Origin of the sequence: Desulfoscipio geothermicus DSM 3669 (assembly GCF_900115975.1) — a bacterium.
Taxonomy (GTDB): domain Bacteria; phylum Bacillota; class Desulfotomaculia; order Desulfotomaculales; family Desulfallaceae; genus Desulfoscipio; species Desulfoscipio geothermicus.
In genome coordinates, this window is sequence record NZ_FOYM01000044.1 from 1 (window position 1) to 15,778 (window position 15,778).

15 protein-coding genes and 1 other annotated feature are annotated in these 15,778 nt (G+C 53.5%); all 15 genes read right to left on the bottom strand.

From position 1 onward, the window contains the following. The coding region (locus BM299_RS17585) for a GTP-binding protein (RefSeq protein WP_114340126.1) at nt 1-563 on the bottom strand (563 nt) is incomplete at its 3' end. A gap of 28 nt (nt 564-591) precedes the next feature. Then, nucleotides 592-2,664, bottom strand: a complete 2,073-nt coding sequence (fusA, locus tag BM299_RS17590) for an elongation factor G (protein ID WP_092487543.1) — start codon at nt 2,662-2,664, stop codon at nt 592-594. 16 nt (nt 2,665-2,680) lie between these two features. After that, nucleotides 2,681-3,151: a 30S ribosomal protein S7 gene (gene rpsG, locus BM299_RS17595; RefSeq protein WP_092487546.1), complete on the bottom strand. Its 471-nt coding sequence runs from the start codon at nt 3,149-3,151 to the stop codon at nt 2,681-2,683. 109 nt (nt 3,152-3,260) lie between these two features. Further along, entirely contained in the window at nt 3,261-3,635 is a 375-nt protein-coding gene (gene rpsL / locus BM299_RS17600; RefSeq protein ID WP_092487549.1) for a 30S ribosomal protein S12, read from the bottom strand. 43 nt (nt 3,636-3,678) lie between these two features. Further along, complete coding sequence (locus BM299_RS17605) at nt 3,679-3,930, bottom strand: ribosomal L7Ae/L30e/S12e/Gadd45 family protein (RefSeq protein WP_092487552.1); 252 nt, start codon at nt 3,928-3,930, stop codon at nt 3,679-3,681. 460 nt (nt 3,931-4,390) lie between these two features. Further along, complete coding sequence (gene rpoC / locus BM299_RS17610) at nt 4,391-7,873, bottom strand: DNA-directed RNA polymerase subunit beta' (RefSeq protein ID WP_092487555.1); 3,483 nt, start codon at nt 7,871-7,873, stop codon at nt 4,391-4,393. A 23-nt stretch (nt 7,874-7,896) separates the two neighbouring features. Next, entirely contained in the window at nt 7,897-11,412 is a 3,516-nt protein-coding gene (gene rpoB, locus BM299_RS17615; RefSeq protein WP_092487558.1) for a DNA-directed RNA polymerase subunit beta, read from the bottom strand. Between the two features lie 359 nt (nt 11,413-11,771). Beyond that, on the bottom strand, nt 11,772-12,155 hold the full coding sequence (gene rplL, locus BM299_RS17620) for a 50S ribosomal protein L7/L12 (RefSeq protein ID WP_092487561.1): 384 nt from the start codon (nt 12,153-12,155) through the stop codon (nt 11,772-11,774). 88 nt (nt 12,156-12,243) lie between these two features. Beyond that, a complete protein-coding gene (rplJ, locus tag BM299_RS17625) occupies nt 12,244-12,777 on the bottom strand; it encodes a 50S ribosomal protein L10 (RefSeq protein ID WP_092487564.1) in 534 nt (177 codons plus the stop codon). A gap of 29 nt (nt 12,778-12,806) precedes the next feature. Beyond that, nucleotides 12,807-12,963: a sequence feature (ribosomal protein L10 leader region), on the bottom strand. Nucleotides 12,964-12,973: 10 nt separating this feature from the next. Then, nucleotides 12,974-13,672, bottom strand: a complete 699-nt coding sequence (rplA, locus tag BM299_RS17630) for a 50S ribosomal protein L1 (RefSeq protein WP_092487566.1) — start codon at nt 13,670-13,672, stop codon at nt 12,974-12,976. Between the two features lie 59 nt (nt 13,673-13,731). Continuing rightward, nucleotides 13,732-14,157, bottom strand: a complete 426-nt coding sequence (gene rplK / locus BM299_RS17635; protein ID WP_092487569.1) for a 50S ribosomal protein L11 — start codon at nt 14,155-14,157, stop codon at nt 13,732-13,734. Between the two features lie 20 nt (nt 14,158-14,177). Then, the gene (gene nusG, locus BM299_RS17640) at nt 14,178-14,705 is read right to left on the bottom strand and encodes a transcription termination/antitermination protein NusG (RefSeq protein WP_092487578.1); all 528 of its coding nucleotides are present in this window, start codon (nt 14,703-14,705) and stop codon (nt 14,178-14,180) included. A gap of 46 nt (nt 14,706-14,751) precedes the next feature. Next, nucleotides 14,752-15,057 carry a preprotein translocase subunit SecE gene (secE, locus tag BM299_RS17645; RefSeq protein WP_092487572.1) on the bottom strand — a complete coding sequence of 102 codons (306 nt, stop codon included), beginning with the start codon at nt 15,055-15,057 and terminating at the stop codon, nt 14,752-14,754. A gap of 43 nt (nt 15,058-15,100) precedes the next feature. Continuing rightward, nucleotides 15,101-15,250, bottom strand: a complete 150-nt coding sequence (gene rpmG / locus BM299_RS17650) for a 50S ribosomal protein L33 (RefSeq protein ID WP_092487575.1) — start codon at nt 15,248-15,250, stop codon at nt 15,101-15,103. Nucleotides 15,251-15,401: 151 nt separating this feature from the next. Continuing rightward, nucleotides 15,402-15,778: EF-Tu C-terminal domain-related protein (locus BM299_RS17655; protein ID WP_483863699.1), on the bottom strand; the 377-nt coding region annotated here is incomplete at its 5' end.

Below are 15,778 nucleotides of genomic sequence, written 5' to 3' on the forward strand. Positions count from 1 at the left end.
CATTCGCGCTTGCCGCAGCCGCATTCCAGGGCTTTTAATGCCGAGCCGGTAATGACGGGTACGTCGTCACCGGGGAATTCGTACTGGCTGAGCAGTTCACGCACTTCCATGTCGACCAGTTCCAAGAGTTCAGGGTCGTCTACCTGGTCGGCTTTGTTCAGATATACTACAATGTAGGGCACGCCTACCTGGCGGGAGAGCAGGATGTGCTCACGGGTCTGGGGCATGGGGCCGTCGGCCGCCGATACTACCAATATGGAGCCGTCCATCTGGGCGGCGCCGGTGATCATGTTCTTGACGTAGTCGGCGTGACCCGGGCAGTCCACGTGCGCATAGTGACGATTCTCGGTCTCGTATTCCACGTGCGCCGTGTTGATGGTGATGCCGCGCTCTTTTTCTTCCGGCGCGTTGTCGATTTCGTCATACTTCTTGACGGAAGCGTGGCCCACGGTGGACAGTACGGTGGTGATGGCCGCGGTCAAGGTGGTCTTGCCGTGGTCCACGTGGCCGATGGTACCAATGTTTACGTGCGGTTTGGTACGCTCAAATTTCGCTTTTGCCATGGTTTTTCAATTCCTCCTTGCCAAATCCTTAAAATCGTTTAGCAATGATATTTTCCGCTATATTTTGCGGTACTTCCTCATAGTGGCTGAACTGCATGGTATAGGTGCCGCGCCCCTGGGTTCTGGAACGCAACTCGGTGGCGTACCCGAACATTTCCGACAGGGGGACAAAACCGTGAATGACCTGGTTAACACCCCGGGGCTCCATTTCCTCAATGCGTCCCCGGCGGGAATTGATGTCGCTGATGACATCTCCCATGTACTCTTCCATAACCACGACTTCCACTTTCATGACCGGTTCCAGCAGCACTGCCCCGGCCTTTTTAGCCGCGCTTTGCAGCGCCATGCTGCCCGCTATCTTAAAGGCCATTTCCGAAGAGTCCACGTCGTGATAGGAGCCGTCCAACAGGGTGACCCGCAGGTCAACCAGCGGATAAGAGGCCAGAACACCGTTGGCCATGGCTTCGCTGACACCGTTTTCCACCGCCGGTATATATTCTTTAGGTATCACTCCACCGACAATTTTATTAACAAATTCCAGCCCTGTACCCGGCTCGGCCGGTTCAATTTCAATAACCACATGGCCGTACTGGCCGCGACCACCCGACTGGCGGATGAACTTGCCCTCCGCCTTGGCCTTTTTGCGAATGGTTTCCTTATAAGAAACTTGCGGCTTGCCAACTGTGGCTTTGACCTTGAATTCGCGCAGCAGCCGGTCCACGATAATTTCCAAATGCAGCTCACCCATGCCGCTGATAATGGTCTGCCCCGTTTCCGGATCAATGTGCACTTTGAATGTGGGATCCTCTTCGCCCAGCTTTTGCAAGGCTACTGCCATTTTATCCTGATCCGCCTTGGTATCCGGCTCGATGGCCACAGAGATGACGGGCTCGGGAAACTCCATCGATTCCAGCAGTATCGGGTAGTCACTGTCACACAATGTATCCCCGGTGGATGTGTCACGCAACCCCACGGCGGCCACGATGTCCCCGGCGTGGATTTGCTTCACTTCCTCCCGGTGGTTGGCGTGCATCCGCAAAATGCGCCCGATGCGCTCCCGCTTGCCCTTGGTGGTGTTGAAAACATATGAGCCGCTGTTTAATTGCCCTGAATATACGCGGAAATAAGTGAGTTTACCTACGTAAGGGTCGGTCATTATTTTAAAAGCCAGGGCGGAAAACGGCGCACTGTCTTTGGCCTCCCGGACATCCTCTTCGCCGGTGTCGGGGTGCAGGCCGCGAATAGCGGGCACATCAACCGGTGAGGGCATAAAATCAACAATGGCGTCCAAGAGCGGTTGAACGCCCTTGTTTTTAAAAGATGACCCGCACAGCACGGGTACGATTTTCACCGCCAGGGTGGCTTTGCGCAGGGCTGCCTTGATTTCATCGACAGTCAACTCTTCCCCTTCCAGGTACTTGAGCATCAGCTCTTCATCAAATTCCGCCACAGCCTCCAGGAGTTTATCCCGGTATTCGGCCACCAATTCCAACATATCCGCGGGAATATCGGTTTCTTCACTCCTGGTTCCCAGGTCATCGACATACTTGATGGCCTTGTTGCGAACCAGATCTACAATGCCGTAGAAATTCTCCTCCACGCCGATGGGCAACTGAATGGCTACCGGGTTGGCGCCCAGTCTCTTGCGCATCATTTCCATGCCGCGGTAAAAGTCGGCGCCCACGCGGTCCATTTTATTAACATAGGCAATCCGGGGCACTTTGTACCTGTCAGCCTGCCGCCATACCGTTTCGGACTGTGGTTCCACACCGCCGACCGAACAAAAAACGGCGACTGCCCCATCCAACACCCGCAGCGACCGCTCCACCTCCACAGTGAAGTCCACATGCCCGGGTGTGTCTATGATATTAATACAATGATCACGCCACTGACACGACGTAGCGGCGGAGGTAATGGTGATACCCCGTTCCTGTTCCTGGATCATCCAATCCATCGTTGCCGCGCCGTCATGGACTTCGCCCAGTTTATGCACCCTACCCGTATAAAACAGGATGCGCTCGGTGGTGGTGGTCTTTCCGGCGTCAATGTGTGCCATGATACCTATATTACGAGTTTTTTCAAGCGGAAATTGCCTCGCCATAAAGACCCCCCCTTTTTTACCACCTGTAATGGGCAAACGCCTTGTTGGCCTCCGCCATTTTGTGGGTATCTTCTTTCCGCTTTACTGAAGCTCCGGTATTGTTAGCCGCGTCCATCAACTCATCCGCCAAACGCTGTTCCATGGTCCTACCGGCACGTTCCCTGGAATACTTGGTGATCCAGCGAATAGCCAGAGTCTGCCTGCGCTCGGGTCTTACTTCGACGGGCACCTGATAGTTGGCGCCACCGACGCGCCGGGCCTTTACTTCCAGAACAGGCATGACGTTTTTCAAAGCCTGCTCAAAAACTTCCATCGGATCTTTGCCCGTTTTCTCGCGAATTATTTCAAACGCGCCGTAGCAGATCTTCTCCGCCACGCTTTTCTTCCCGTCGAGCATGATTTGGTTTATCAATTTAGTGAGCACCTTGCTGTTGTATACCGGGTCCGACATAACATGCCGTTTGGGTGCAGCACCTCTTCTGGGCATCCGTTTTCCCCCCTTTGCAAAGAAATGGAGCATGCATCCTGATTCTGCCGCATAAGAATGGTAATGCAGATATGAAAAACAAATAACAATTGCTTAATGAGATATTCGTTTACTTCTTGGGCCGCTTGGCACCATACTTGGAGCGGCCGCGATTTCTATTCTGTACCCCGGCGCAGTCCAGCGCCCCCCGGACAATGTGATACCTCACGCCGGGCAGGTCCTTGACCCTGCCGCCGCGTACCAGCACCACGGAGTGTTCCTGCAGGTTGTGGCCGATACCGGGAATATAGGAGGTAACTTCGATACCGTTGGTCAGCCTGACCCTGGCTACTTTGCGCAGCGCCGAGTTGGGCTTTTTGGGAGTGGTGGTGTATACCCTGGTGCAAACTCCCCGCTTTTGCGGGCATTCCTTCAATGCCGGGGCGGTGGATTTTTGGGTCTGCTTCTCCCTGCCTTTTCTGATCAGCTGGTGAATTGTCGGCATGTTTACTTACACCTCCTTTACGCAGGTAATTATTTAAAAATGATTAATCTTCAATAATAGCCGCCGTAGCACACTCGACCTTGATACCGCAGGCTTTGCCCAAATTTTTCATGGAATCCACACGGATAAGCGGAACGTTTTTTTCCACGCAGGCCTTGACAATGGGGTCAATAACATGTTTTTCCGCGTTATCGGCTACATATACCACTTTGGGCAGATTTTTTTTTAATGCCTTAATGGTTTGCTTGCTACCCACGGTCTTTTGTTTCGCCGCCTGCAGCCGCTTATAAGGCATACCCGATCAACCTCCGTCAATCCACGCACTCAAACATAATATCATTACCGGCAACCAAAGTCAATAATTTTCTCTTTTGGGACCGTGATTAGCATTGTAAACAGATTATGGTCTACATTTAAACACTGCTTCAACGGGGTTGTTCGTCCCCGCTGCGCTTAGAATCTACGCGCCGACGGGACTATGGCTCGCTTCGGGCCGGATTTGGTGTTCCTGCATATTGCGCGCTACGTGATAATAATGCTTGGTTCGCTTTTACAGTCGCATCTATATATACTGCCAAGCAAGTTGTTTCTGCGCGATTCGTCCCGCCAATCCGGCAACCTCAGCTTCGCCAAGTCCCGTTACCGGCGCTCCGATACATCGCTTGCAGGGACGAACAACCCCGTCCAACGCGTTCCATCTTTGGCAACCGCATAATACGGGCGCATAAATTCAGCTGTGACTCTACTGATCCAACCTACTCAACCTGCAGTTCCAGCTCCGTGTCTTCTTCACCCGGCTCGACAACTTCTTCGGGCAGTTCCAGCTCAATATTGCGGTACCGGCTCATGCCGGTGCCGGCGGGAATGAGCTTGCCGATAATCACGTTTTCCTTCAGGCCCAACAGCGGGTCCATTTTCCCCTTGATAGCCGCTTCAGTAAGCACCCGGGTGGTTTCCTGGAATGATGCCGCCGACAGGAAAGAGTCTGTGGCCAGCGAGGCTTTGGTGATGCCCAGCAGCACCGTCTTGGCCACCGCAGGCTGCCCGCCTTCGGCCTCAACGCGCTTATTTTCTTCCTCCAAATCAAATATGTCGATCAGCCCGCCGGGCAGCAACATAGTGTCTCCCTGATCCTCCACCCGCACCTTGCGCAGCATCTGGCGAATCATCACTTCAATGTGCTTGTCGTTGATATCCACGCCCTGCAGGCGGTACACCCGCTGCACTTCCTGCAAAAGGTAAATTTGCACGCCGTTGGGGCCTTTGATTTTCAGCAAGTCGTGGGGGTTCACCGAGCCCTCGGTAAGCTCGTCGCCGGGCTCGACCCGGTCGCCGTCTTCCACTTTAAGGCGGGCGCCGTAGGGCACAACGTAGCTGTTCTTGATGCCGTCGTCCCCGGTGATTTCGATTTCCCGGCGGCCTTTAACTTCCCTGATTTCCACCACGCCGCCCTCTTCGGCGATAATGGCCTGACCTTTGGGTTTGCGGGCTTCAAAAAGCTCCTCCACCCGCGGCAAACCCTGGGTAATATCGTCACCGGCCACGCCACCGGTATGGAAGGTGCGCATGGTGAGCTGGGTGCCCGGCTCGCCGATGGATTGGGCGGCGATAATGCCCACCGCCTCCCCGATATCCACTACGCGACCGGTGGCCAGGTTGCGGCCGTAACACCTGATGCACACGCCGTACCTGCTCTTGCAGGTAAGGACGGAACGGATTTTAACTTTTTCTATGCCGGCCTCGACAATTCTTGCCGCGTCTTCGTGTTCAATTATTTCGCCGCCCCGCACCAGCACTTCGCCGGTCCCGGGGTGCACCACGTCTTCCCGGGCAATCCGCCCGACAATACGGTCCTCCAGCTTTTCAATAACTTCGGTACCATCCTTGATTTCTTCCACGTAAATGCCTTCTTCAGTGCCGCAGTCCACTTCCCGCACGATGACATCCTGAGCCACATCCACCAGACGTCTGGTCAGGTAACCCGAGTCCGCCGTGCGCAGGGCGGTGTCGGCCAGACCCTTGCGTGCGCCGTGCGTGGAAATAAAGTATTCCAGCACCGTCAGGCCCTCACGGAAGTTGGCCTTAATGGGCAGGTCGATGATCCGCCCCGAGGGGTCGGCCATAAGGCCCCGCATCCCGGCCAGTTGGCGAATCTGCTGGATATTACCCCGGGCGCCGGAATTGGCCATCATATACACAGGGTTGAATTTATCCAGCGATTCAATAAGCGCGTCGGTTACCTGCCGGGTGGCGTCGTTCCAGATGCCAATGACCTTGCGGTAGCGTTCTTCTTCGGTGATCAGGCCCCTACGGTACTGCACTTCCACCTTTTCCACCTGTTTTTCGGCGTCAGCCAGGATTTCTTTTTTCTGATTGGGAATAATAATGTCTGCGTTGCCGATGGTCACCCCGGCCCTGGTGGCAAAGCGAAAGCCCAGTTGTTTAATACCGTCCAGCAACCGGCCCGTGGCAGAGAAACCCAGCTTACGGTAAGTTTCTTCGACGATCCGGCTCAGTGCCTTTTTGTCCGCCACCTTGTTGAAATACCCCAGCTCTTTGGGAATAGCCATGTTAAATATGACCCGGCCTACGGTGGTTTCCACGACCTCGCCCCGGATCCGCACTTTCACCCGGGCATGCAGGCTTACCGCCCCGTTTTCATAGGCCATTATGGCCTCGTCCGGGCAGTGGAACATTTTGCCCTGACCCGGCGCATCGGGTTTCTCCATGGTCAAGTAATAGCTGCCCAAAACCATGTCCTGGGTTGGGATGGCCACGGGCCGGCCGTCCTTCGGGTTCAAAATGTTGTATGCCGACAGCATCAACAGCCGCGCCTCAGCCTGCGACTCAGCGGAAAGGGGCAGGTGCACCGCCATCTGGTCGCCGTCAAAGTCGGCGTTGTAAGCGGTACAAACCATGGGGTGAATTTGAATAGCCCGCCCTTCAACCAGTTTCGGCTCAAAAGCCTGGATGCCCAGACGGTGCAGCGTGGGAGCGCGGTTTAAAAGCACCGGGTGATCCTTAATTACTTCCTCCAGTACGTCCCAAACTTCGGGGCGCACCCGCTCCACCATCCGCTTGGCGCTTTTGATGTTATGGGCGTACCCCTCATTGACCAGTTTTTTCATCACAAAAGGCTTAAACAACTCCAGGGCCATTTCCTTGGGCAGTCCGCACTGATGCAACTGCAGCTTGGGCCCCACTACAATCACGGAACGGCCGGAATAGTCCACCCGCTTGCCCAGCAAGTTCTGGCGGAACCGGCCCTGTTTACCTTTAAGCATATCGCTGAGTGATTTCAGCGGGCGGTTACCCGGCCCGGTTACGGGGCGGCCCCGGCGTCCGTTGTCGATCAGAGCGTCCACGGCCTCCTGTAACATGCGCTTCTCATTACGCACAATGATATCCGGCGCCCCCAGGTCCAGCAGCCTTTTTAAGCGGTTATTGCGGTTGATCACCCGGCGATACAGATCGTTCAAGTCCGAGGTGGCAAACCGGCCGCCGTCCAGCTGCACCATGGGGCGCAATTCAGGTGGAATAACCGGAATGACGTCCATGATCATCCACTCCGGGCGGTTGGCGCTTTTGCGAAAAGATTCCACCACTTCGAGGCGGCGGGTGGCCCGGATTTTGCGTTGCCCGGTCACGTCGCGCAGTTCCTGGCGCAGTTCTCGGCTCATCTCTTCCAGGTCAATTTCCTCCAAAAGCCTCTTGATGGCTTCCGCCCCCATGAGCGCCTTGAAGCTATTGCCGTATTTGTCCCGGTGTTCCCGGTATTCCGTTTCGGTAAGCAGCTGCTTTTTAATTAACGGCGTTTCACCCGGGTCTATGACAATATATGAAACAAAGTAAAGCACCTTTTCCAATGCCCGCGGCGACATATCCAACAAAAGCCCCATCCGGCTGGGAATCCCTTTGAAGTACCAGATATGGGATACCGGGGCGGCCAGTTCAATGTGCCCCAGCCTTTCCCGGCGCACCTTGGACCGCGTGACCTCGACACCGCAGCGGTCACACACCACGCCCTTGTAGCGAACGCGCTTGTATTTGCCGCAGTGACATTCCCAGTCCCGGGTGGGACCGAAAATGCGCTCGCAGAAAAGACCGTCCCGCTCGGGTTTGAGGGTACGGTAATTAATGGTCTCGGGTTTTTTTACTTCACCACTTGACCACTCCCGGATTTGATCCGGTGATGCCAGGCCAATACGGATACGGTCGAAGTTATTCAAGTCCAGCAAGGGCCTCTCTCCCTTCGGATTTTCTACTCGTCTTCGAAATTATCCTCAGCGGGGTCAAAATCAAGCAAGTCCCCGTCGACATCGCTTGCCTCTTCCAGGTCATCATAGTTCCCGGCTTTGGCTAAAAGCTCCTCTTCATCAATATCATCCAACTCATCTGTTTCTTCGTTCTCACCGTCCTGGGACTCGTCATAATCATCGTTCTGTTCGTCATCCCGCCGTCGTCCCCGGTCCTCGTGCAGTTCGATGCCCAAATCCTTCGCCGTTTCGGCTATATCTTCTTCCACTTCCTTGATCTCAATCTCCTGATCGTCCTCGGACAGCACCTTGACAGCCAGGCCAAGACTCTGCAGTTCCTTGATCAATACTTTAAAGGACTCGGGAACGCCGGGCTCGGGTACATTTTCACCCTTGACTATGGCTTCGTAAGTTTTGACCCGGCCCACCACATCGTCTGATTTTACGGTAAGAATTTCCTGCAGGGTATAAGCCGCGCCGTAAGCCTCCAACGCCCAGACCTCCATTTCGCCGAACCTCTGGCCGCCGAACTGGGCCTTGCCGCCCAGGGGCTGCTGGGTCACCAGCGAGTAGGGGCCCGTGGAGCGGGCGTGAATCTTGTCGTCCACCAGGTGCGCCAGCTTGAGCATATATACGTAACCCACCGTGACCGGATTGTCGAAGGGCTCGCCCGTCCGGCCGTCGTACAGGGTGATTTTACCGCTGGTGGGCAGACCTGCTTTTTCCAGTTGTTCAACGATGTCCTCTTCCAGTGCCCCGTTGAAAACGGGTGTGGCCACATGTATGCCCAGAGCGTGCGCCGCCCAACCCAGATGCGTTTCCAGCACCTGGCCGATATTCATCCTGGACGGCACCCCCAGAGGGTTGAGCACAATCTCAATGGGTGTACCATCGGGCAAGAAAGGCATGTCTTCCTCGGGCAAAATGCGCGCTATGACACCTTTGTTGCCGTGCCGCCCGGCCATTTTGTCCCCCTCGGAAATTTTTCGTTTTTGGGCAATATATACCCGCACCAGCTGGTTGACGCCCGGCGGCAATTCATCGCCGTTCTCCCGGGAAAACACCTTGACGTCAACCACCTTGCCCGCCTCACCGTGCGGCACCCGCAGAGATGTATCCCGCACTTCCCGGGCTTTTTCACCAAAAATGGCCCGTAGCAGGCGCTCCTCGGCGGTAAGCTCGGTCTCCCCCTTGGGCGTCACCTTGCCCACCAGGATGTCGCCGGGGCGCACCTCGGCGCCCACCCGGATAATCCCGCGGTCATCCAGGTCCTTAAGTATCTCTTCGCCCACATTGGGAATATCCCGGGTGATCTCCTCGGGACCCAATTTGGTATCCCGGGCGTCACACTCGTACTCTTCAATATGGATGGAGGTGAAGTAATCTTCCTTCACCATTTTTTCGCTAACCAGAATGGCGTCCTCATAGTTATAGCCCTCCCAGGGCATAAAGGCTACCAGAACGTTGCGCCCCAGGGCCAGCTCGCCATGGTCGGTGGACGGGCCGTCGGCAATGACCTGCCCGGCGGTGAGCCGGTCCCCCTTGTCGACTATCGGTCGCATGTTTATGCAGGTGCCCTGGTTGGAACGGGAAAATTTAAGCAGTTTTTCCTTATCAATTTTCCCCTCGTCAGTACGAATGACTATTTCGGTCGCCGTCACTTTTTCCACGACCCCGCTGTTCCGGGCCAATTTAACCACCCCGGAATCCCGGGCCGCTGTATATTCAATGCCGGTGCCCACCAAAGGGGCCTGCGTCCTGAGCAGCGGCACCGCCTGGCGCTGCATGTTGGCCCCCATCAGGGCGCGGTTGGCGTCATCGTGTTCCAGAAACGGAATCAAAGCGGTGGCGACACTGACCACCTGCTTTGGTGAAACGTCCATATAGTCCACCCGTTCCACCGGCGCCACCAGGATTTCCCTGCCATGCCGGGCGTTCACCCGGTCATGGATAAAGTAAGAATTATCGTCCAGGGGCGCGTTGGCCTGGGCAATAATGACTTCTTCCTCTTCATCCGCGGTAAGATAGACAATCTCGTCGGTCACCCGCCGGTTTTCCTTGTCCACCTTGCGGTACGGGGTTTCTATAAACCCGAAGGAATTAATCCGCGCGTAGGTGGACAGCGAGCCGATCAAGCCAATGTTGGGACCTTCCGGCGTTTCAATGGGACACATGCGACCGTAGTGCGAGTGGTGCACGTCGCGCACTTCAAAACCGGCCCGCTCCCGTGACAGTCCCCCGGGACCCAGGGCCGACAGGCGGCGCTTGTGCGTCAATTCGGCCAGCGGGTTGGTCTGGTCCATAAACTGGCTTAGCTGGCTGGAGCCAAAAAACTCCTTGATAGACGCCACCACCGGGCGGATATTGATCAGTACCTGTGGTGTAATCACGTCCACGTCCTGAATGGTCATACGCTCGCGCACCACCCGCTCCATACGGGACAGACCGATGCGAAACTGGTTCTGCAGCAGTTCGCCCACCGAACGCAGCCTCCGGTTGCCCAGGTGGTCGATATCATCCGCCTGGCCTTCGCCTTCCATCAAGCGCAGCAGGTAGCGCACGGCTTCAATAATGTCCTGGACGGTAAGTTCCCGGATAAATTCCCGCTCCTTAGGCACTTCGGCCTTAAGGTACGGGTCGAATTCGGTTTCGGGGTTATCTGTTTCCGGATAGCGGTAAAGGACGCCGTGCTTCAATTTCTTGTGAATCTTATACCGGCCCACAATGGCCAGGTCATAGCGTTTGGGGTCAAAAAAGAGCGTCTCCAACAGGGAACGGGCGCTGTCCACCGTCGGTGGCTCGCCGGGCCGCAGTCTTTTATAAATCTCTACCAGGGCATCTTCTTCAGAATCGGTATTGTCCCGGGCGAGGGTTTCCTGGATATGCAGGTTTTCATTAAACAAATCGGTGATCATGATATTGGAACTGTAACCCAAAGCCCTGATCAATACGGTTACCGGGATTTTCCTGGTACGGTCAATGCGTACATAGAGGTGGTCGTTTACGTCGGTTTCAAATTCCAGCCAGGCGCCCCGGTTGGGAATGATAGTGGCACCATAAAGCTTCTTGCCGCTCGGATCATGCGTTTCGGAAAAATAAACGCCGGGTGAACGAACCAGCTGGCTTACGATAACCCGCTCGGCTCCGTTAATGATGAATGTGCCTTTGTCGGTCATTAACGGAAAGTCACCCATAAAAACTTCCTGTTCCTTGACCTCGCCTGTTTCCTTGTTAATCAGGCGCACCTTGACCCGCAGCGGGGCGGCATATGTAACGTCACGCTCCTTGCACTGTTCAACGCCGTACTTGGGATTGCCCAGGTTATAATCCAGGAATTCCAGCACCAGGTTACCGGTAAAATCCTGAATCGGAGAAATATCATGAAATACTTCCCTGAGCCCGGTGTTCAGAAACCACTCGTACGAGTTGCGTTGCACCTCAATGAGGTTGGGAAGCTCCAGAACCTCCTGGAATTTGCCGAAATTCCACCTGGTTCTGGTACCCAGTTGTTCAGGATACATTTACAGCACCACACCCCCAAAAAAATGAAAAGGCATTTATAATTGATAAACAACGAAAAGCAAGGTCTTGTCTAAGGCAATCCCTCGCTCGCAAAACAAAATAAGCTATCTAATGTATTGTTTCCATTATTTTTATAAAGGATACACATATTGATAATGCATATTTTTTTAATAAGTGATAAAATAAACATGCAGAATATTGTAATTTCGCTAAACTTGTCTTAAGCCGACATTCTTGGATTATAACATGATATTTTTTTCGTGTCAAGCAAATATTAGCTAAAAGCATAATGACGCAAAAAGCCGTACCCGAATCGGGGTGCGGCTTTTTGTTATCGTTCTTCTTGCTATGGTTATAATTACTTGATTTCGACGGTGGCGCCGGCTTCAACCAGCTTGGCCTTGAGAGCTTCGGCCTCATCCTTGCTGATTTTTTCCTTGATCGGCTTGGGAGCGCTGTCCACCAGTTCCTTGGACTCTTTCAGGCCCAGACCGGTAGCTTCGCGAACCACTTTAATTACGTTGACTTTCTTATCGCCTACGGCGCTAAGGATAACGTCGAATTCAGTTTGCTCTTCTTCGGCCGGAGCGGCTGCAGCACCACCGGCGGCAGGAGCAGCGACGGCAGCCACGGGGGCGGCGGCGCTTACGCCAAATTCATCTTCAAATGCCTTGACCAGTTCGGCCAGTTCCAATACGGTTAAACCTTTTACGGCTTCCAGAATTTCTGCGACTTTGGACATAGAAATAAACCTCCTTAAAATATTGAAATAATAAATGAGTAATTTTCAAGCTACCCGAACGCCGGTTACAGGTGCTTTGAAACCATTATCAGGCTGTTTCGCCGGCTTTTTTCTCCCGCACGGCTTCAAGCACATAAACAAGATTTCTGAGCAATCCCTGCAGCGCGCCGGCAAACCCGTACATGGGGGCTTGCATACCGCCCAGCACTTTGGCCAACAGCACTTCCCGGGACGGCAGGTTGGCCAGGGCCTTGACCTGTGCGGCATCGATAATCTTACCTTCCAGGATGCCACACTTAATTTCCATTTTTTTCTGTTCTTTGATAAATTCATTCATTATCTTGGCCGGCGCCACCGGGTCCTCGAACCCGAAGGCAAGGGCGATGGGACCCTCCAGGTAGGGGTCAACCCCTTCCAAGCCCAGTTCCCGGGCCGCGATTTTGGTAATGGTATTTTTGGCTACCTTCATCTCGCTGCCCGACTCGCGCATCTTCCGGCGCAGTTTGGTCATGGCGTCCACATTAACGCCCCTGTAATCAGCCAGCACAATGAGTTGCGAGGAACCCATTTTTTCCTTGAGCATTTCCAACATTTGTTCCTTTTGCTGCTTGGTAATCGGCAATATGTACACCTCCTTTTGTCAACGTAATAATAACAACTAAAAAAGCCCCCGGCTTAAGACAGCATGCCAGAGGCCCGTTAAGCAAAACGCTCACAGGTTTTGATCCCCCCCGGCCTCGGCTGGCGGCGGTGTAAGCCATTAAGCCCTTCGGGCACCTGCTGTCTGCGGCTAGGTATCATTATGCGGTTTTATAATTTTACGCGGTAATTTTCTGAGCGTTGACCTTAATCCCGGGCCCCATGGTGGTGGATACCGTTACGCCCTTAATATACTGCCCTTTGGCTGCGGCGGGCTTGACCCGAATCAATTGCTCCACCAGGGCCTTTAAATTTTCGGCCAGTTTTTGATTGTCAAAAGAAGCCTTGCCGATAGGAGCATGAATATTCCCCGCTTTATCCACCCGGTACTCTATTTTGCCCGCTTTTACTTCCTGTACGGCCTGCGCAACATCAAAGGTAACCGTGCCCGTTTTGGGGTTGGGCATCAAGCCGCGGGGACCAAGGATACGACCCAATCTACCCACCGTACCCATCATGTCCGGGGTGGCAATGGCCACTTCAAAACCCAGCCATCCTTCTTTTTGGATTTTTTCCACCATATCTTCCGCGCCGACGAAATCAGCGCCCGCTTCTTCAGCCTCTTTCGCCTTATCGCCCTTGGCAAAGACCAGCACGGTTCTGGTCTTGCCGGTGCCGTGCGGCAGAACCATGGCACCGCGAATCTGCTGATCGGCGTGCCTGGGGTCGACACCGAGCCTGACAGCCACTTCCACTGTTTCATCAAACTTGGCGTTGGCCAGTTTTTTCAGCAGTTCAACGGCCTCCAGCGGTTCGTATTGTATGGTGCGGTCAACCTGTTTGGTGGCATCCTGATACCTTTTTCCGTGTTTCGGCATGTGCTTTACCTCCCTGTGGTGTTAACGGATAAATCCTCCCACATTTTAACATAAATTTATCAACCTACTACTTCTATGCCCATGCTGCGGGCGGTCCCTTCAATCATGCGCATGGCTGACTCCACATTGGCGGCATTTAAATCCTGCATTTTTAATTTAGCAATTTCCCGCACCTGGGCGCTGGTAACTTTGCCCACTTTTTTCCTGTTGGGTTCGCCCGATGCGGTTTCCAGCCCGGCCGCCTTTTTCAACAACACTGCCGCCGGCGGAGTTTTGGTAATGAACATAAAACTCCTATCCTCGTACACGGTTATCTCTACCGGGATAATCATTCCCGCCTGTTTGGCAGTCCGCTCGTTATAATCCTTGACAAACTGCATGATGTTAACGCCGTGCTGACCCAAAGCCGGCCCGACCGGCGGTGCGGGTGTAGCCTTTCCTGCCGGCACCTGCAGCTTGATAACCGCTGCCACGCGTTTGGCCATCTGTCACACCTCCTTGGCTGCTAGCTTATTTTTTCCACCTGATTGTATTCAAGTTCCACCGGGGTTTCCCGGCCAAACATGGAAATCAACACCCTTAGTTTACCTTTATCCAGCAATATCTCTTCAATAACCCCGCCGAAATTTTCGAACGGTCCGGAAACGACCCGTACCTGTTCTCCCACATTAAAATCAACCCTGGTCCGGGGTTCTTCCATACCCATTTGCCGGATAATAGCCTGGGCTTCTTCTTCATTAAGCGGGATGGGTTTTGAACCACTGCCCACAAACCCGGTAACCCCGGGGGTGTTGCGCACTACATACCATGAATCGTCGGTCATAATCATTTCCACCAGCACATAACCGGGGAAAACTTTCCTTTTGGTGACCTTTTTCTTGCCGTCTTTGATTTCAATCTCGTCTTCCATGGGAACCAGAATACGGAATATTTTATCCTCCATATTCATGGATTCAATGCGCTTTTCCAGGTTCGCCTTAACCTTGTTTTCATATCCCGAATAGGTATGAATGACAAACCAGCGCTTATTCATAAACACAAGGGACCCGGCGTGAACGCAGGTCCCTCACCCCCTTGATTCATTTTATAATCACGCCCATAACCGAACCGAGAATAATATCGAATATCCAAATCAGTACGGCAACAAAAACAACGGAAACCAAAACCACCGATGTATAAATCGAAGTTTCCCTGCGGTTGGGCCAGTGTACCTTCTTAAGTTCATTTATAACGCTCCGGAAAAAGGTCCTGGTCTGGTCAATCCGGTTAGGTTTGGCGGCAGCATTCTTTTTAGCCACTTCCTTGCGGTTGTCTTTCTTGACCAGTTCTTTGCCGGTATTCTTGTCTTTTTTAGAAGTTTTTTCCTGCTTTTTACTTACGGCCATTATGCCACATCCTTAACTAAAATAAAAACTAGGCATAATAAATTTATCTGGTTTCCTTATGCACAGTGTGTGTATGGCAAAACTTGCAGTATTTTTTCATTTCAATACGATTGGGGTCGTTTTTCTTGTTCTTGGTAGTAGTATAATTTCTGCGCTTGCATTCGGTGCAGGCCAGCGTTACTCCCACTCTCACCTGGTCCACCTCCCTAAACTAAAAAAAGCCTGATCGCTTTAGAAATCACCTTTCCAACTTTATCACAATTCAAAGTCGCTGTCAAGATAAGGGTAAAGAATCGACCGCTGCCAATTCTTTACCCTTATTATTCTAAAAGCCGGTACCTGAATTATTCGTTGATGCCGGTAACCACCCCGGCGCCCACGGTACGGCCGCCCTCACGGATGGCGAAACGCAAGCCTTCTTCTATGGCGATGGGGGTGATGAGTTCGATGTCGATCTTGATGTTGTCGCCGGGCATGACCATCTCTACGCCTTCAGGCAGTTTGACTACTCCGGTGACGTCGGTGGTGCGGAAGTAGAACTGCGGGCGATAGCCGTTAAAGAACGGGGTGTGACGGCCACCCTCTTCTTTGGTCAGTACATACACTTCGGCGTTGAATTTGGTGTGTGGCTTGATGCTGCCGGGCTTGGCGAGTACCTGACCGCGCTCGATTTCTTTACGGTCCACGCCGCGCAGCAGGCAGCCTACGTTGTCGCCCGCTT

What these genes read in the sequence shown, in the direction of transcription:
- nusG (WP_092487578.1), bottom strand. Translation starts at nt 14,705, where the DNA reads ATGAATAAGCGCTGGTTTGTCATTCATACCTATTCGGGATATGAAAAC.
- BM299_RS17605 (WP_092487552.1), bottom strand. Translation starts at nt 3,930, where the DNA reads ATGCCTTATAAGCGGCTGCAGGCGGCGAAACAAAAGACCGTGGGTAGC.
- rpsG (WP_092487546.1), bottom strand. Translation starts at nt 3,151, where the DNA reads ATGCCCAGAAGAGGTGCTGCACCCAAACGGCATGTTATGTCGGACCCG.
- rpsL (WP_092487549.1), bottom strand. Translation starts at nt 3,635, where the DNA reads ATGCCGACAATTCACCAGCTGATCAGAAAAGGCAGGGAGAAGCAGACC.
- rplL (WP_092487561.1), bottom strand. Translation starts at nt 12,155, where the DNA reads ATGTCCAAAGTCGCAGAAATTCTGGAAGCCGTAAAAGGTTTAACCGTA.
- rpoB (WP_092487558.1), bottom strand. Translation starts at nt 11,412, where the DNA reads ATGTATCCTGAACAACTGGGTACCAGAACCAGGTGGAATTTCGGCAAA.
- secE (WP_092487572.1), bottom strand. Translation starts at nt 15,057, where the DNA reads ATGGCCGTAAGTAAAAAGCAGGAAAAAACTTCTAAAAAAGACAAGAAT.
- rplK (WP_092487569.1), bottom strand. Translation starts at nt 14,157, where the DNA reads ATGGCCAAACGCGTGGCAGCGGTTATCAAGCTGCAGGTGCCGGCAGGA.
- fusA (WP_092487543.1), bottom strand. Translation starts at nt 2,664, where the DNA reads ATGGCGAGGCAATTTCCGCTTGAAAAAACTCGTAATATAGGTATCATG.
- rplA (WP_092487566.1), bottom strand. Translation starts at nt 13,672, where the DNA reads ATGCCGAAACACGGAAAAAGGTATCAGGATGCCACCAAACAGGTTGAC.